15 protein-coding genes and 3 pseudogenes are annotated in these 16,081 nt (G+C 70.8%); 16 read left to right on the top strand and 2 right to left on the bottom strand.

The genetic code is table 11. From position 1 onward, the window contains the following. Nucleotides 1–5: 5 nt before the first annotated feature. The 5 genes from ACLHRZ_RS00350 (at nt 6) to ACLHRZ_RS00330 (ending at nt 3,645) form a co-directional block, all read left to right on the top strand. Nucleotides 6–473 (top strand): RpiB/LacA/LacB family sugar-phosphate isomerase, encoded by a 468-nt coding sequence (locus ACLHRZ_RS00350; protein ID WP_490416108.1) that lies wholly within the window; start codon nt 6–8, stop codon nt 471–473. Continuing rightward, nucleotides 473–634, top strand: coding sequence for a hypothetical protein (locus ACLHRZ_RS00345; RefSeq protein ID WP_490416107.1), 162 nt, complete (start codon nt 473–475; stop codon nt 632–634). The genes ACLHRZ_RS00350 and ACLHRZ_RS00345 overlap by 1 nt, the downstream gene beginning before the upstream one ends. Nucleotides 635–647: 13 nt before the next feature. Further along, nucleotides 648–1,661, top strand: a complete 1,014-nt coding sequence (locus tag ACLHRZ_RS00340) for a zinc-dependent alcohol dehydrogenase family protein (RefSeq protein ID WP_490416106.1) — start codon at nt 648–650, stop codon at nt 1,659–1,661. 41 nt (nt 1,662–1,702) lie between these two features. Then, nucleotides 1,703–2,509 carry a DeoR/GlpR family DNA-binding transcription regulator gene (locus ACLHRZ_RS00335; RefSeq protein WP_490416105.1) on the top strand — a complete coding sequence of 269 codons (807 nt, stop codon included), beginning with the start codon at nt 1,703–1,705 and terminating at the stop codon, nt 2,507–2,509. Nucleotides 2,510–2,646: 137 nt separating this feature from the next. Further along, nucleotides 2,647–3,645 carry a L,D-transpeptidase gene (locus tag ACLHRZ_RS00330; RefSeq protein ID WP_490416104.1) on the top strand — a complete coding sequence of 333 codons (999 nt, stop codon included), beginning with the start codon at nt 2,647–2,649 and terminating at the stop codon, nt 3,643–3,645. Nucleotides 3,646–3,682: 37 nt separating this feature from the next. On the opposite strand, the gene ACLHRZ_RS00325 is transcribed toward ACLHRZ_RS00330, so the two are convergent. Beyond that, on the bottom strand, nt 3,683–6,061 hold the full coding sequence (locus tag ACLHRZ_RS00325; RefSeq protein ID WP_490416103.1) for a helix-turn-helix domain-containing protein: 2,379 nt from the start codon (nt 6,059–6,061) through the stop codon (nt 3,683–3,685). Between the two features lie 177 nt (nt 6,062–6,238). Here ACLHRZ_RS00325 and ACLHRZ_RS00320 point away from each other — a divergent pair. From ACLHRZ_RS00320 to ACLHRZ_RS00275, 10 genes and pseudogenes are all read left to right on the top strand, one after another. Next, nucleotides 6,239–6,534, top strand: a pseudogene (locus ACLHRZ_RS00320) (SAM-dependent methyltransferase); the annotation flags it as partial. A 153-nt stretch (nt 6,535–6,687) separates the two neighbouring features. Then, nucleotides 6,688–7,815: an FAD-dependent monooxygenase gene (locus ACLHRZ_RS00315; protein WP_490416102.1), complete on the top strand. Its 1,128-nt coding sequence runs from the start codon at nt 6,688–6,690 to the stop codon at nt 7,813–7,815. 557 nt (nt 7,816–8,372) lie between these two features. After that, nucleotides 8,373–8,618, top strand: coding sequence for a hypothetical protein (locus tag ACLHRZ_RS00310; RefSeq protein WP_490416101.1), 246 nt, complete (start codon nt 8,373–8,375; stop codon nt 8,616–8,618). Then, nucleotides 8,599–8,730 carry a hypothetical protein gene (locus ACLHRZ_RS00305; RefSeq protein ID WP_490416100.1) on the top strand — a complete coding sequence of 44 codons (132 nt, stop codon included), beginning with the start codon at nt 8,599–8,601 and terminating at the stop codon, nt 8,728–8,730. Before ACLHRZ_RS00310 ends, ACLHRZ_RS00305 begins: the two co-directional genes overlap by 20 nt. Nucleotides 8,731–8,806: 76 nt before the next feature. Next, on the top strand, nt 8,807–9,763 hold the full coding sequence (locus ACLHRZ_RS00300) for a GlxA family transcriptional regulator (RefSeq protein WP_490416099.1): 957 nt from the start codon (nt 8,807–8,809) through the stop codon (nt 9,761–9,763). A 120-nt stretch (nt 9,764–9,883) separates the two neighbouring features. After that, entirely contained in the window at nt 9,884–10,882 is a 999-nt protein-coding gene (gene gap / locus ACLHRZ_RS00295; protein WP_490416098.1) for a type I glyceraldehyde-3-phosphate dehydrogenase, read from the top strand. 154 nt (nt 10,883–11,036) lie between these two features. Next, the gene (locus ACLHRZ_RS00290) at nt 11,037–11,543 is read left to right on the top strand and encodes an HD domain-containing protein (protein WP_490416097.1); all 507 of its coding nucleotides are present in this window, start codon (nt 11,037–11,039) and stop codon (nt 11,541–11,543) included. Between the two features lie 188 nt (nt 11,544–11,731). Next, nucleotides 11,732–12,496 (top strand): DeoR/GlpR family DNA-binding transcription regulator, encoded by a 765-nt coding sequence (locus ACLHRZ_RS00285; protein ID WP_490416096.1) that lies wholly within the window; start codon nt 11,732–11,734, stop codon nt 12,494–12,496. Continuing rightward, complete coding sequence (pfkB, locus tag ACLHRZ_RS00280) at nt 12,493–13,440, top strand: 1-phosphofructokinase (protein WP_490416095.1); 948 nt, start codon at nt 12,493–12,495, stop codon at nt 13,438–13,440. The genes ACLHRZ_RS00285 and pfkB overlap by 4 nt, the downstream gene beginning before the upstream one ends. Before the next feature lie 216 nt (nt 13,441–13,656). Beyond that, nucleotides 13,657–14,325 (top strand): annotated as a pseudogene (locus tag ACLHRZ_RS00275) (PTS sugar transporter subunit IIA); the annotation flags it as partial. 77 nt (nt 14,326–14,402) lie between these two features. Here the strand turns inward: ACLHRZ_RS00275 and tnpA are convergent. Further along, a pseudogene (gene tnpA, locus ACLHRZ_RS00270) lies at nt 14,403–14,758 on the bottom strand (IS200/IS605 family transposase); the annotation flags it as partial. A 75-nt stretch (nt 14,759–14,833) separates the two neighbouring features. Here tnpA and ACLHRZ_RS00265 point away from each other — a divergent pair. Then, complete coding sequence (locus ACLHRZ_RS00265) at nt 14,834–16,078, top strand: RNA-guided endonuclease InsQ/TnpB family protein (RefSeq protein WP_490416094.1); 1,245 nt, start codon at nt 14,834–14,836, stop codon at nt 16,076–16,078. The last annotated feature ends 3 nt before the right edge of the window (nt 16,079–16,081 follow it).

Genomic DNA, 16,081 nt, shown 5'->3' with positions numbered 1-16,081 from the left:
TCCTGATGTCCGCCACCCCCACCAAGCCCATCGCCATCGGCTGTGACGACGCCGCCTTCGCGATGAAGGACGAGCTGGCCGCGTTCATGACCGAGCGCGGGTACCGGGTCGTCGACCTGTCCGCGGCTCCCGACGAGGACTACCCGGACGTCGCCTCGCGCGTCGCGGAGGCCGTCGCCGCCGGTACGTACGACCGGGCCGTCCTGGTCTGCGGCACCGGCATCGGCATGGCGATCACGGCCAACAAGGTGCCGGGCGTGCGCGCCGCGCAGATACCCGACACGTACTCCGCCGAGCGGGCCCGCAAGTCCAACGACGCGCAGATCGCCTGCTTCGGCACCCGCACCATGGGTGTCGAGACCGCCAAGCTGTGCCTGGAGCACTGGCTGGACTCCGAGTTCGCGGGAGGCAACAGCGCCCCCAAGGTCGAGAAGATCAAGCAGGTCGAATCGCGCTTCGCAGGAGCGGCCTGATGTCCGCCGCCGTGACTGCCCTCGACCGGACCGGCCTGGACCGCCGTGCTGTCGACCACGCCCCGGACCGGGCGGGCCGCGACCGCGGAATCACGGCCGAAGCCGTGGCGGAAGCCGCGCGATCCTCCCTCGACCCCTCAAGCAGCCAAGCGCAGCAGTGACAAAGGAGTCATCATGCGTGCCGTCGTCATCGAAGCCCCGAACCAGCTGAACATCACCACCGTTCCCGACCCGACGCCCGGCCCGGACGACGTCGTCATCAAGGTCGCGGCAGTCGGCCTGTGCGGCACCGATGTGCACATGCTGGCCGGGGAGTTCGGCCCCACCGCCTACCCCGTCGTGCCGGGCCACGAGTTCTCCGGCGAAATCGTCGAGGTCGGCAGCGAGGTCACCGGCCTGTCCGTCGGCGCCCGGGTGGCCGCCGACCCGGCCGTCTACTGCGGAAGCTGCCACTTCTGCTCCATCGGCCGTGGCAACCTGTGCGAGAACTGGCGCACCATCGGCATCACCCAGGACGGCGCCTGTGCCGAGTACGTCAAGGTGCCCGCCGCCAACGTCCACCGGCTCCCGGACAGCCTCCGGCTCGACCACGCCCCGCTGATCGAACCGCTGTCGACCATCGTGCACGGCGTCGACGTCGTGAACCCGGCGGTGGGCGACCACTTCGCCATCTACGGCGCCGGCACCATGGGCCTGCTCTACCTGCAGGTCGCCCGGCGCATCGGGGCCGCGTCCGTGTCCGTCGTCGACTTCAACAAGGACCGGCTCGCGGTGGCCCGCACGCTGGGAGCCGACCACGTCGCCGTCGCCTCCAGGCTGCTGCCGCGCGCCGCGACCGGCTGGGAGGTCGTGGTCGACTGCACCGGGGCCGTGCCCGCCATCGAGGACGCGTTCAGACGGGTCCGCCGCGGCGGCACCCTGCAGCAGTTCGGCTGCGCGCCCGATCAGGAGCAGGCGGCGTTCTCGCCGTTCCGCATCTACAACGACGAGATCCGGATCGTGGGCGCCATGGCCATCCTGAACAGCTACGGCCGGGCCATGGAGTTGCTGGGGAAGGGGTGGATCGACTGCGAGACCATGATCACGCACCGCTTCGGCCTCGACGGCTACGAGGAGGCCCTGGCGACCTTCCGCACGGGCAGCGGACGGAAGATCCAGATCGTGCCCGGCCTCACCGCGGGTGCGTAGACTCGCCGTACCGGCAGCACGACGAAACCGAGGAGCCAGCAGTGACCAGCAGCGGCGGCAGGACCAGCAGCCCCAGGGCCCGGCGCCGCCGTATCGCCGACCAGGTCCTCGAACAGGGCCAGGTCACCATCGAGGAGCTGGTGGCCGCCTTCGAGGTCAGTCAGATGACCATCCACCGGGACCTGGACGAGCTGGAACGCCAGGGGTGGCTGCGCAAGGTGCGCGGCGGCGCGACCGCCGCGCCCAGCGCGGTGTTCGAGCCCAACGCCCGGTGGCGCGGCTCCACCATGCTGCAGGAGAAGCAGGAGATCTGCGATGCGGCCCTGGCCACGCTCGAACCGGGCCAGGCCGTCATCGTGGACGATTCCAGCACGGTGCTGCCCCTGGTCCTGGGCCTGCCGGGCCGCGGCGCCTTCACGGTGATCACCAACTCCCTGCAGGTGATCAACAAACTGTCCGACGAGCCCGAGATCCAGGTGATCGGTCTCGGAGGCGTCTACAACGCGTCGTACAACGCCTTCGTGGGGATGGTCACGGCGGACATGGCGCGGGGACTGCGTGCCGACGTGGCCTACATCTCCGCCTCCTCGGTCGACAACGGCCAGTGCTACCACCAGTCCCAGGAACAAGTCCTGGTCAAGCGCGCCCTGTTGCAGGCGGCCCGCAAGCGGGTCCTGCTGGTCGACCACTCCAAATTCCGCCGCCAGGCCCTCTACCAGCTCGGCCCGCTCACCGACTTCGACCTGGTGATCTCGGATCACCAGCTCCCGCAGGAGCAGCAGAGGGAACTGCGAGCGCTCGGGGTCCGGCTCGAGCTGGCGCCGACGGAGTCGCAGAGCCAGGGCTGAACGAGCCGGGCTGAGCGAAAACGGAGCGGCTGCTCCTGCAGGCTGTTACATAACGGTCATGACCTGACAGTGAACGCAATTTTGGTGATCTGACTCTCTCGGGACGTATCAATACCTTCCGGAGAAGAGCCACCGTCATGATGCGTGCCCGGTCCACCACCGCCGATCCGTTCGCCCATGCCGAACGCCGCCGACTGCGCACGGTCCGGCTGTCCGCCGTCGCGGGCGCCGGCCTGCTCCTGCTCACGGCCTGCGGCGGCGGGAGCGGAGACGACAAGGCCGCGGGGAAGACCGAGGCGGTACAGCAGCAAGCGGCGGCCGCGCCGAAGAAGGTCACCGCCGGCCCCCTGCTGGACTTCGACCTGACTCCGGGAGCGGGAAAGAAGGTGGGCACCGGGCAGCCGGTGTCGCTGGAGTTCTACGAGCCGGTGAAGAACAAGGCGGCCGTGGAGAAGGCACTGACCGTCACCACGTCGAACGCCACCGAAGGCTCCTGGGGCTGGGTGACCACCACGACGGGACGGGACCGGCTGGACTGGCGGCCGAAGGACCCCTGGAAGCCGAACACCGATGTCACGGTCAAGGGCACGCTGACCACGGTCGACCCGGGCGGCGCGCACTTCGAACGCGACGTCGACCGGACGTTCACGGTGGGACGGGACCAGCAGCTGACCGCCGACCTGGACACCCACCGGCTGATCGTCAAGCAGGACGGCAAGCAGGTGAAGTCCATACCCATGTCCGGCGGCGAACCCGTCCAGGGACGCGCGTCACGACGTGGCACGTTCGCCATCAAATCCCAGGAACGCACCGTCCACATGACGTCCGCGTCCGTCGGCGGCCCGAAGAAGTACGACGTGACGGTGAACTGGGGCATGCGCTTCAGCGATTCCGGCGGCTTCCTCCACCAGGCCACGGACGACGCACAGCAGTACGTCGGCAACACCAACCACAGCGCGGGCTGCATCGGCATGACCCCCGAGGACGCCCAGTGGCTCTTCGAGAACACGCTCCTCGGAGACCTGGTCACGGTCACGGGCGAGGAGGCCACCGGCGAACTGGGCGGGCCCGGCAACGGCTTCGCCGACTGGAGCATCTCCTACGACCAGTGGAAGGCGAAGAGCGCAGCCAAGTGAGACAAGAGCCGCCGACGCGCCCCGGCAGGCCCGTGGATCAGGAGACAGGCCGACCGGGCGCCGCGCCGCCCGGCCCGGTCGGCTGCTGAGGGGCTCGCAGTGCCCGATGGGTGCGGGCCAGGTGGTCCTGGAGGCGGGCGTGGCGGAACTGGTAGACCGCGCCGGCCTGGCGGAGCACGCCCCGCCGGTAGGCGTCTTCGAGGAAGGCGACGACCGGCCAGGGCAGCCGGCCGGTCAGCGGCAGCCAGATCCGGGAGAAGACCAACCACTGGCCGAAAGCCGTGAAGGTGAACGCATAGCTGAGGACGCCGCCGAGACCGGTGGTGACACCGACCTGGACCGAGGACAGGAGGTTCCAGTTGATCGGCCCCAGGAGTGCGGACAGAGGACGCATCATCACCGCGGCCCCGGAGCCGACCAGGAGCCCGAGGGCGGGGACCCAGAGGAGGAACTGGGAGGTGATCGTCCGGCGGTTCGTGCGCAGCAGGCCCAGCGGATTGACGGCCGACTCGATGTCGAGCGGTGATTCGAGGAGGGCCTGGAGAGCGAAGGCGGGGCCGGATCCCAGGGCGAAGACGACCCCGAAGAGGACACCGTCCTTGAAGCTGATGGTCAGGGACTCGGGGGAGCCGGTGCGCAGGAGGACGCAGTTGAGCATTCCCCAGACGAAGCCGTAGCCCAACCCGTAGGAGACCCCGCAAGCCAGTCCGATCACGAGCCGGGAGGAGACGCTTCGCCCGGCCTTCCGGACCCCGCCGAACACCTTCAAGCGCGTGCCGGAGGGCGGCACGGCGCTGTCCTTGGCCGCGAACATGAACCAGTACGTGGCCCCCAGGGCGAGCCCGGTGAAGAGCCCCGCGGCCGCTGCGTTCACGAGCTGGATCACGATGTCGTGCCAGGAGCCGGCAATGCCGCCGGCCGTCCAGGTGAGGAGCACCATGGCCAGACAGACCGCCGTCGCGGCCACCAGTGCGGTCACCAGCGCGCGCGTGCGGCGCCGCAGCCCCGAACCGAGGCGCCACCACTCCAGGTTGGGGGTGCCGAGCCGGGTCAGGTGATCGGCGAGGTAGCCGAGCCAGTACCGGGCGCGTTCCGCGTCGGCGTCCGGACGCGGCCCGCTGCGCGGCAGGTGCCCCGGCCGGGCACGGTAGGCGGCGGTGACGAAGTTGTCGAGGAAGTGCTCCTCCAACTGCTCGGGGCCGTCGAACCGCCGGGTGTCCAGGAGCGAGGCCGGGTCGTGGCCGGGGGTGTCGCTGTAGACGGCGCGGGCGAGCGTCACCATCAGCGGGGTGGTCAGCACGGTGGCGAGGTCGGCGCAGGCCCGGCTGTCCGGCCGGTCGCGCAGTGCGGCCAGGACGGGATCCCAGGCGGTTCCCGCGAGGTCCGTGCCGCGGGCCTTGCGCGTGGTGCGCGGCAGGTAGTCGGCCAGGTCGTCCAGGGTGAGGTCCGTCAGCTCCACCGCGGCGGCGGAGGTGAGCACATCGGTCTCCGCCACGGCGGCGGCGTACTCCGCGGGCCGGCTCGTGAGCAGCAGGGGCAGGGTGGTGGAGTTGAGCGCCTCCAGCGCGGGGCGGCGCAGCCCGTCGGCGATCTCGTCGAAACCGTCCAGCACGGGGAGCACCCATCCGGACTCCACCAGCGCGGCGGCCAGTGGGGACCCGCCGGGTCCCGGGGCGGTGAGACCCGGGTGATCGCGCGTCAGTTGCGCGGCGAGCCAGTCCCGGAAGGCGACGGCGGTGGGGTCCCACGCGCCGATGCTGAAGATCACCGGGACGGTCTCGGTACGGGCCCTCGACTTCAGACGGTCGAGGACGAACCGCACGGTGAGGATGGTCTTCCCCGAGCCGGCCCGGCCCAGCACCGCCAGTCGCCCGGACGGGATCCGCCGGTACACACTCACGACCTCGTCCAACTGTCCGCTCAGGTCCAGCGGGCCGCGCGTGCTCCCTGCAGGCAGGCGGCGGATGTTGGCCCAGTGGTCGATCAGCTCCTCGGGCGCCGGCCGCCAGCGCACCGGCAGCGGATACGGATCGTGGACCTGCCGCTGCTCCTCCTCGCGCTGCCAGCGGGCCGCCACCGACTGCGCAAGCAGCTCGGCGACCTCGGCCAGGGGCTCGCGCAGCGCCGAACCCGGCTGCCCGGTACCGGGCTCGACGCGGTCGGCCGGGTCGTCGGGCTGGTTCCCGTGCCTGGTCCGGCGCACGGCAGCCGCCAGCAACTCCTCGCGTTCCGCCGGCTGCAGTCCGAGCGCATCGGCAAGCAGCCGCACCGTGGTCACCCTGGGATCGGCACGCTCTCCCGTCTCCAGCCCCCGGATGGTACGCACGCCCACTCCCGCGCGCTCTCCCAGGGTCTCCTGAGTCATTCCCGCGTTGTGCCGCAATTGCCGTAACAGTGTGCTGAATTCAATGGCCACAGGTCACGCCCTCCCCCTCGGACATGCGTTTGCCCAGGCGGGACTCTAGCGCGGCACCGCAACCTCGTGAGGGTGCGGGCGCTGGAGACCGGGCGGGAGGACGCGCTGTTCCGCGACCCGCTGGTGCAGGCCTTCGCCACCGCCGGCGGCCTGTGGCCCTTCTCTGCCCGAGGATGCGGTGAGTTGCTGCTGGCGCGGATCGGTGCGCAGTCGGCGGCGGGCAGTCGGATGGGGCTGACGTTGGGCTCGCGCGGTGTGATCGAGCGTTCGGTGCGGATGCCGTGCCGGGATCGGCGGCGTCCCTGTGGGTCTCGGAGATGCCCGACGACCCGGTGGGCTGGCCGGCCGGGCACGGCTGGGAGGCCGACAGTCACACCCTGCGCGAGCGCGCTGCCGCCTACGGCCGCCCGATCAGCATTCCGCCGCAGGGCGGGGAGCGGCCCGGCGGACTGATCTCGGCGGTCCGCCGGTAGCGCGCCTCCCGGTCCCCTGGCGGACCAGAGCCCTGACAGAGCCCCGGGCCTGACGACTGATTGCCGACAGCGGATGGTCGCCGCCCGATGCGGACAGGGTGGAGGGCCGACGGATCCTACGGTTCCGGAGAAATCAGTGCTCTGGAGGCGTACATGGACGGCTATCGCGGTGTGCGGACAGCCCTGATCGTGGGTGCGGGTGCCGCCGGTCTGACGGCGGCCACTGCCCTCGCACGCACGGGGTGGCGGGTCGAGATCGTCGAGGCCGGCCCGTCAAGAACGACTTCCGGCTGGGGGCTGTGCCTGACCGGACCTTCGCTGCGCGCGCTGGCGGAGTTGGGGCTTGCGGACGCATGTCTGGCCGAGGGGCACGGCATGAGCGTGATGATGCATGTGGACGTGCACGGCGAACCCGCGTACCAGGTCCAGCTGCCGCGTCTGATCGGTGCGCGGCGGCCGGCGATGGCCGGCATCGCACGCCCCGTACTGCACCGCATCCTGCACACGGAAGCCGAGCGGCGCGGCGTGGTGGTGCACCACGGACTGACCGTCGTGGCGGTGGACCAGAAGGCGGAGCCGGTCCGCGCGCGGCTGTCGGACGGAACCGAGAGACAGGCCGCGCTCGTCGTCGGAGCGGACGGGATCCGTTCCTCGGCACGGGAATTGCTGGGCCTTCGGACCTCGCTCGGCTATCACGGGCAGATGGTGTGGCGGGCGCTGGTGCAGCGCCCGTCGTGGGGCACCGGAATCCATCAGTTCGCCGGCAAGGTCAATACGGCGGGACTCGTACCCCTCTCGGACAATCACGCGTACGTCTTCCTGACGGAGAACGGGGTGAGGCAGAGCATCCTCCCGGACACCGAACTCGCCCCGCGCCTGGGACAGTTGCTGGAGCCCTTCCCCGGCCGGGCGGCGGAGCTCGCCCCGCTGGTGTCCGCGTGCGAGTCAGTGGTGCGCCGCCCGGTGCAGACGCACTTCCTCCAGGGCGACGGGAGCCGCGGCAGCGGCGTGGTCATCGGCGACGCCGCCCACGCCCCCGCACCACAGATGGCCAGTGGCGCGGCCCTGGCCATCGAGGACGGCCTCGTGCTGGCCGAAGAGCTGGGGCGGCACGCGTCGGTCGGCACGGGGCTCAAGGCGTTCGTGAGCCGACGCGCACAACGGTGCCGAACGCTGGTGGAGGCCTCGGTGGCCATCGCCGCTCTGGAACAGGCCCAGCGGCACGACGAAGCGCATCTGCTGGTCGACGCCTGTCACCGCCTCATGGCCGAGCCCGCGTAGCCGGCCGCGGCGGCTGTTCGTATGCGACCGAGCCGGACCAGGCACCCGACCGAGTTGAACGCACGTCCAAGGGAGTGCACTCACCATGAGCAACAGCAGCCTGATCACCCACCTGCGGCACATCGATGTCGCCATGCCCAACTTCGCCGAGCAGCGCCGCTTCTACACCGAGCTGTGGGGCCTGACGGAGACCGCAGCCGACACGGGTGTCTCATTCTTGGCGGCCGAAGGCTCCCCGGAGCAGTACGTGGTGCGACTGCGCGAGGACGCCCACAAACGCACCGACCTCATCGCCTTCGGTGCCGGTGATACCGACGACGTCGACACCCTGGCCTTACAACTGATCGCCCAGGGCGTGCGATTGGTGCACGAGCCGAAACCGCTGGACACTCCCGGGGCGGCTACGCGGTCCGCTTCTTCGACAACGAGGGCCGCGTGGTCGAGGTCTCCGCCGGCGTCGCCACACGCCGGCACCGCAAGATCGAGGCCCGCGGGCCGATCCCCGTGCGCACACCGACAAGCTCCGAGACGACCCTCAACCCGGCCACCCGCGCTCCTTGCGCGCAGCCCTGGCGTTCATCGAAGCCAACATCGCCGGGCGCATCGCCCTCGGCGACATCGCCAAGGCGGCCGACTGCGCCCCGCGGACCATCACCTCCGCATTCCGCGACCGGCTCGGCCTGTCGCCCATGTCGCACGTACGCAACCTGCGGCTGGACCGGATCCGTCAGGACATCCTCACCACTACTGACAGTCATAGTGATACGCGGGTCCCCGGTGGTCGTGACTCAATCACTGACTGACAACGTCGGCGCCATCGCCTATCGATGGGGCATCTCCCACCTGGGCCGCTTCGCCGGCGACCACCGCGGCTGTTTCCACGAGCTGCCCTCCGACACCGCGGCCCGCCGGTAGCACCAACCATGTTTGTGTCGTCTGCCCGGTCCGCGCAGTGGGCGTCTCAAGGTCACGCCCCACGTAACCTCTTCCTGTGCCAGCCTCCCGCCTGTATCGCGTCGCCGTCCTCGTGCTCGAAGGTGCGAAGCCGCTCGATGTCGGCATTCCCGCGCAGGTGTTCACGACCCGCGCGAGCATGCCGTACGAGGTGCGGGTGTGCGGGGCGGCACCCGGTCTCGTGACCGGCGGCGACGGCCTGTCGTACTCCGTCGCCCACGGTCTCGACGCGCTGGCGTGGGCCGACATCGTCTTCGTTCCCGGCTACCGGCATCCGGACCGCGACGACCCGCCGCAGGCCGTCGTCGACGCACTGATCGCCGCCCACGACCGGGGCGCGCGGCTCGCCGCCATCTCGACGGGTGCCTTCGCGCTCGCCGCCACGGGCCTGCTCGACGGCAGGCGCGCCACGACGCACTGGCACTACACACGAGCCCTCGCGGCCAGGCATCCGCTCGTCCAGGTCGACGAGAACGTGCTGTTCGTCGACGAGGGCGGCGTGCTCACCTCGGCCGGCGCCGCCTCCGGCATCGACCTGTGCCTGCACATCCTGCGCGGTGACCTCGGTGTGGCCGCGTCCAACCACGCGGCCCGCCGCCTGGTCGCCGCCCCCTACCGCAGCGGCGGCCAGGCCCAGTACGTGCCGCACAGCGTTCCCGAGCCGCTCGGCGAGCGCTTCGGCGCCACCCGCGAGTGGGCGCTGCACCGGCTCGGCGAGCCCCTCACCCTCGACATACTGGCGCGGCAGGCCGGCGTCTCGCCGCGCACGTTCTCCCGGCGCTTCGTCGAGGAGACCGGCTACACGCCGATGCAGTGGGTGATGCGCGCCCGCATCGACCTGGCCCGCGAACTGCTCGAACGCTCGCAGCGCAGCGTCGAGCAGATCGCCGCCGACGTCGGCCTCGGCACCGGCGCGAACCTGCGCCTGCACTTCCAGCGCATCCTCGGCACCACCCCGAGCGAGTACCGGCGCACCTTCACCCGGGGCGAATGACCCGCCCGGCGCCGCGTGGCGCGATCGTGGCGCGATCCTTTCGAACCGTGGCGATCCCGCCACTGTCCGCGGCGCGAGCCGCGGGCGAGCCTGGTGGCGAAGGGAAGGGACAACACACACATGACTCGCATCGCCATCAACGGATTCGGCCGCATCGGACGCAATGTGCTGCGCGCACTGCTGGAGCGCGACAGCGCCCTCGAGATCGTCGCCGTCAACGACCTGACGGAGCCCGCCACGCTCGCCCGGCTGCTCGCCTACGACAGCACGGCCGGCCGGCTCGGGCGCCCGGTGACCGTCGACGGGGACGCCCTCGTCGTCGACGGCCGTCGGATCACGGTGCTGGCCGAGCGCGAGCCGGCGCAGCTGCCGTGGGCCGAACTCGGCGTCGACATCGTCCTGGAGGCCACCGGCCGCTTCACCTCGGCCAAGGCGGCCCGTGCCCACCTCGACGCGGGTGCGAAGAAGGTGCTCGTCAGTGCGCCGTCGGACGGGGCCGACGTCACGCTCGCGTTCGGGGTCAACACCGACGCCTACGACCCGGCCGTGCACACGGTCGTCTCGAACGCCTCCTGCACCACCAACGCAATCGCGCCGCTGGCCGCGGTCCTCGACGAACTCGCCGGTATCGAGCACGGGTTCATGACGACGGTGCATGCCTACACGCAGGAGCAGAACCTGCAGGACGGTCCGCACCGCGACGCCCGCCGCGCCCGGGCCGCCGGCGTCAACATCGTGCCGACCACGACCGGCGCCGCCAAGGCGATCGGCCTGGTGCTGCCGAACCTCGACGGCAAGCTGTCGGGCGACTCGATCCGCGTACCGGTGCCGGTGGGCTCGATCGTCGAACTCAACACGACCGTCGCCCGCGACGTGACACGCGACGACGTCCTGGCGGCGTACCGCACCGCAGCGGAGGGGCCGCTCGCCGGCATCCTCGAGTACTCGGACGACCCGCTCGTGTCGTCCGACATCACGGGCAATCCCGCCTCGTCGATCTTCGACTCGGCCCTCACCCGCGTCGACGGCCGCCACGTCAAGGTGGTCGCGTGGTACGACAACGAGTGGGGCTTCTCGAACCGCGTGATCGACACACTCGAACTCCTCGCCACCCGCTGACCGGAAGCCGGGGGCGGTACGCCGCCTCCGGCCGTTGCGCCCGTGGTGCGCGGCGCCGACTCCAGCGCCGGCAATGGGCAGCCCACCTGCTGAACGGTCCAGCATACAGTCGCCGGGCAGACCCCGAACAGCACGGCCGGCAAAGGAGCACACCATGAAATCCGTCCGAGAAGTCGAGGCCCTGGCGCACGACGCGCACACCGGACAGGTCGACAAGATCGGTGTGCCGTACATCGAGCACGTACGTGCGGTTGCCGCGGGCCTCGCGCCCTTCGGTGACGAACTCGTCATGGCCGGGCTGCTGCACGACGTCATCGAGGACACCGACTGGACCGCCGAGCGTCTGCGTGCCGCCGGTGTCCCGCCCCGGGTCGTCCGGATCGTCGAAGCGGTCACCAACGAGGCGGGCCTGACGTACGCCGAGAAGATCCGGCGGATCACCGGCGACGGGCAGGCGACACTCGTGAAGATCGCCGACAACGCGCACAACTCCCGCCCCGAACGGGCCGCCCGGCTGCCGCAGGAGAAGCGCGAGCGCCTCGCGACGAAGTACCGCGCCGCGCGTGCCGTGTTGTGGCCGGCCGCGGACCGGGACGACATCGAGGCCATCGTGCACGTCGTCAATCCCTCGCTGCTCACGGAGCTGGACGAGCACTGTTGATCTGAGGCGGCCGCGTCCCGGCGCGCGCCCCTCGGCGGCCGTGTCGAGGGGAGTCCGCCTCCTGGCCCCGCGTCCGCCGCGATGTCTGTTTGAGTCCACCCGACACCCGTTTGTGTTTACTTTGCGGATGTCCTGGCGTAGTGTGTCCGCGAAACCACAGGTTCGGGCATGGAACGGACACAAACCTGATGTACGCACCGGAGCGCCAACAGGAGATCCTGCGGCTCGCCCGTGAGAGCGGGCGGGTGGATGTGCTGTCCCTCGCGGAGACGTTCCAGGTCACCGCCGAGACGGTACGGCGCGATCTGAAGGCTCTGGACCGCGCCGGTCTGGTGCGCAGGGTGCACGGCGGCGCCATCCCGGCCGGCCGGCTGGACTTCGAGCCGGATCTCGCCGAGCGGGACGCCGTCGCCGCCGACGAGAAGCAGCGCATCGCCCGCGCCGCGCTGGCCGAACTGCCCGGCGACAGGGGCAGCGTGATCCTGGACGCCGGCACGACGTGTGCCAGGCTCGCCGCCGGGATTCCGCCGGAGGCCGAGCTGACCGTCGTCACGCACGGCCTGCCGGTCGCCGCCCGGCTGGCCGACTGCCCCGGGCTCACCCTGCACCTCGTCGGCGGCCGGATCCGGCACCGTACGCGCGCCGCCGTCGACGACTGGGCGTTGCGCGCCTACCGGGAGATCAACGCCGACGTGGTGTTCCTCGCCACCAACGGCTTCTCCCTCGAAGGCGGCCTGACCACCCCGGACCTCGCGGAGGCCGCGGTCAAGCGGGCGCTGATCGCCGCCGCCCGCCGGGTCGTCCTCCTCGCCGACTCCGCCAAGTCCGGGCAGCAGCACTTCGCCCGCTTCGGCGAGCTGTCGGACGTGGACCTGCTCATCACCGACACCGGACTGAGCCCCGACGACGCCCTCGCCATCGAGCGCGCGGGCACGGAAGTAGTGCGCGCATGATCCTCACCGTCACCCCGAACCCGAGCCTGGACCGCACGTACGAGATCCCGGCGCTGGACCGCGGGGCCGTGCTCCGGGCCACCGCCGACCGCATCGACCCGGGCGGCAAGGGCGTCAACGTCTCGCGGGCCGTTGCCGCGGCCGGACACCACACCCTCGCGGTGATGCCGCTGGGCGGCCCCGCGGGCGCCGCGCTGGCCGGACTGCTGGGCGCCGAAGGTATCGAGGTGGCGGGCGTGCCGGTGACCGGCCAGACCCGTTCCAACATCTCGGTCGTCGAGCCCGGCGGCACTCTCACGAAGATCAACGCCACCGGGCCGGAGCTGACCGCCGCCGAGTCGGAGGCACTGCTGGCGACGGTCGGCGAACGTTCCGAAGGCGCCGACTGGGTCGCCTGCTGCGGCAGCCTGCCGCCCGGCCTGCCGCCCGAGTGGTACGCGGAGCTCGTCGCACGGGCACACCGGGCGGGCGCCCGTATCGCCCTGGACACCTCCGGCCCGTCGCTGACCGCGGCGCTGCGCGAACGCCCGGACGTCGTCAAGCCGAACGCCGAGGAACTGGCACAGGCCGTCGGACGCCCGCTCGCGACCCTGGGCGATGCCGTCAAGGCCGCCGAGGAGCTGCGCGCGTCGGGCGCCCGCGCCGTACTGGCCTCGCTGGGCGCCGACGGACAGCTGCTGGTCGACGACGACGGCGCACACTTCGCCAGCGCCCCCGTCGCCACCGTCCGCAGCAACGTCGGTGCAGGCGACGCCTCGCTGGCCGGATTCCTCGTGGCCGGCGGCACAGGCGTACGGGCACTGGCCGCCGCGGTCGCCTACGGTGCGGCTGCCGTCCAACTGCCCGGCAGCCTCATGCCGGCCCCGGCCGACCTGACGCCGACGGCGGTCAGTACGACGGACGACGTCCCCCTCGCCCGCCCGCTGACCGAGCCGGTCCCGTGACCGCGCGAGGCCGCGCCGGCCCGGGAGGACCGGCCGACCGGACGCCGCCGAGCCGGAGCCGGAAACCCCGCCGCCCGCAGCCGGACCCACCGCCGGCCGGACCCGCCGTCCCGCACACCGGGCCCACCTGACCCGGCCGGCCCCGGCCCCCGATCCCCTGCCACCCTCCGTCCCACCCCCACCGCCCACAGCGGTCCGCGTGCAAGGGAGCCCGCGATGAGTGAGTTGATCACCGCGGAACTGGTCGACCTCGGCCTGTCCGCAGAAACCAAGGAAGCCGCCGCCCGGTCCCTGGCCGAGCGCATGGCCGCGCTCGGCCGCGTCACCGACCTGGAGGGCTTCCTCGCGGACGTGGCCGCACGCGAGGCCCAGATGCCGACCGGCCTGGACGGCGGCATCGGCATCCCGCACTGCCGCAGTGCGCACGTCACGGAGCCGACGCTGGCCTTCGGACGCAGCACCACCGGCATCGACTTCGGAGCGCCGGACGGCCCGGCCGACCTGATCTTCCTGATCGCGGCCCCCACGGGCGGCGACGCGGACCACCTGACGATCCTCGCGTCGCTCGCCCGCCACCTGATGGACGAGGCATTCACCGGCGCGCTGCGCTCGGCGACCGACCCGGCGCGCGCCGCCGCCCTGATCCGCGGCGACGAACCGGCGGCGGAAGCGGCCGACAGTGCGGAGCCGGACGAGGTACCGGCCGCCGAAGACCAGACTGAAGCGGCGCCGCTCGAACTCATCGCCGAGGTAGGGGAGAAGGCCGGTCGCGGCGACGCGAGTGCCCCGGCGCGCGCCACCACCGCGCCGATGGACAAGGGCAGCGACGAGGCCGACGGCTTCGGCACCCGACTGCGCAAGTGGCTGATGAGTGGCGTCAGTTATGGGACCTATGCAGGAAACCCTGGCGTTCGCGTCGGGGATGAATGCGTCTCAAGACTGCTCTGACGTGCGCTTAAAGGCGGACGATGTTGCTGCTCGATGTACTGGGTGGATGATCGCTAACGGTGCTCCGTCACGGGATGCCTCGAAATACGAGGGCGACCACAGGTGCATGGTGGCACGGTTGACGCATCCGGTGAACCCCTGGCGCAGTCGGCGAGTGGAGACGCCCTTGAGGCTGTTGACCAGCTTGGAGACGGCGCCCTTGGGTGGGTAGTTGATCAGGAGGTGGACGTGGTCGCGTTCGCTGTTGAAGTTCTTCGGTTTCGCTTTGAGTTCTCGCGCACATTGCGCGTGATCTCTTCGCAGTGCATCAGCATTTCGTCGTTGAACACCCCGCTCCGGTGCTTCGTCACGAGGACCAAGTGCACAGCATGGCCGGAACTACGTGTCTTCCCCGTATGTGGTCGTTCTGCTCGTCCGTGAGGCCAATCGCAGTAGGATCCCGGTCATGCAGCTCCGCTACAACTACCGGGTCTACCCGGACGCCGCTCAGTGCCGTGCGTTGGCAAGGGCGTTCGGGTGTGCCCGTGTGGTGTGGAACGACTGCCTGCGTGACCGGAAGGAAGCGCATGCGGCGGGGCTGGCATATGTGACGTCGGCCGAGCTGTCCCGGGTCCGCATCACTCAGGCCAAGCGCACCGAGGAACGCGCCTGGCTCGCCGAGGTATCGGCGGTCGTCCTGCAGCAGTCGTTGCGGGATCTGGACACCGCGTACAAGAACTTCTTCGACAGTCTCAAGGGCAGGCGGGAGGGCCGCAAGGTCGGCCCTCCCCGCTACAAGTCGAAGAAGGACCCCCGGCAGTCGATCCGGCTCACCATCAGCGCCTTCTCCCTTCAGGGCGACGGTACAGTGTACGTGGCGAAGGTCGGCCGTCTCAAGCTCAGGTGGTCTCGGCGGCTTCCGGCCGCGCCCACGTCCCTGACCGTCACCAAGGACAGCTGCGGCCGGTACTTCCTCAGCTTCGTCGTGGACACCGAACCGGACATCCTCCCCGAGTCGGGCATCGATGCCGGTATCGACCTCGGCTTGTCCGCCTTCGCCGTCTTGTCCGACGGCAGCAGGATCGACAGCCCCCGCTTCCTGCGCCGGGCTGAGAAGAAGCTCCGGCGTCTGCAGCGGGAGCTGTCCCGCAAGGCCAACGGATCGAAGAACCGGGCCAAGGCCCGCATCAAAGTCGCACGCCAGCACGCCAAGGTGGCGGACCGGCGCCGGGACTTCCACCACAAGGCATCCACACAGATCATCCGCGACAGCCAAGCGGTGTATGTGGAGGACCTCGCGGTGTCCGGCCTCGCCCGCACCCGGCTCGCCAAGTCGGTGCACGACGCGGGATGGTCCGCGTTCATCAGCATGCTGGAGTACAAGGCAGTCAAACATGGCCGTACTTTCGCCAGGGTGGACCGTGCTTTCCCGTCCTCCCAGGTCTGCTCGGCCTGCGGATTCCGGGACGGCCCCAAACCCCTGCACGTCCGGGAGTGGATGTGCGGCGCGTGCGGCACCAGGCACGACCGCGACTGTAACGCAGCCCGCAACGTCCTCTTCGAAGGACGCCGTATCGTCGCCGCCGGACGGGCGGAGACACCAAACGCCTGTGGAGCGCCGGTAAGACGGGCACACGTGCCTGCGCAGCGCGGTGAAGCAGGAAGCCCCCGGAAGGGTCACACGACCCAGGCCGGAACCCCTGGACTGTAGACC

This window comes from Streptomyces sp. AM25 (genome assembly GCF_058146165.1).
The sequence above is the reverse complement of the archived record's forward strand: the minus strand, read 5'-3'. Positions and strand labels throughout refer to the sequence as shown.

Excerpts from the sequence above, each read along its gene's own strand:
- ACLHRZ_RS00350 (WP_490416108.1), top strand. The coding sequence starts at position 6 with ATGTCCGCCACCCCCACCAAGCCCATCGCCATCGGCTGTGACGACGCC.
- ACLHRZ_RS00345 (WP_490416107.1), top strand. The coding sequence starts at position 473 with ATGTCCGCCGCCGTGACTGCCCTCGACCGGACCGGCCTGGACCGCCGT.
- ACLHRZ_RS00340 (WP_490416106.1), top strand. The coding sequence starts at position 648 with ATGCGTGCCGTCGTCATCGAAGCCCCGAACCAGCTGAACATCACCACC.
- ACLHRZ_RS00330 (WP_490416104.1), top strand. The coding sequence starts at position 2,647 with ATGATGCGTGCCCGGTCCACCACCGCCGATCCGTTCGCCCATGCCGAA.
- ACLHRZ_RS00315 (WP_490416102.1), top strand. The coding sequence starts at position 6,688 with ATGGACGGCTATCGCGGTGTGCGGACAGCCCTGATCGTGGGTGCGGGT.
- gap (WP_490416098.1), top strand. The coding sequence starts at position 9,884 with ATGACTCGCATCGCCATCAACGGATTCGGCCGCATCGGACGCAATGTG.
- ACLHRZ_RS00290 (WP_490416097.1), top strand. The coding sequence starts at position 11,037 with ATGAAATCCGTCCGAGAAGTCGAGGCCCTGGCGCACGACGCGCACACC.
- ACLHRZ_RS00285 (WP_490416096.1), top strand. The coding sequence starts at position 11,732 with ATGTACGCACCGGAGCGCCAACAGGAGATCCTGCGGCTCGCCCGTGAG.
- pfkB (WP_490416095.1), top strand. The coding sequence starts at position 12,493 with ATGATCCTCACCGTCACCCCGAACCCGAGCCTGGACCGCACGTACGAG.
- ACLHRZ_RS00265 (WP_490416094.1), top strand. The coding sequence starts at position 14,834 with ATGCAGCTCCGCTACAACTACCGGGTCTACCCGGACGCCGCTCAGTGC.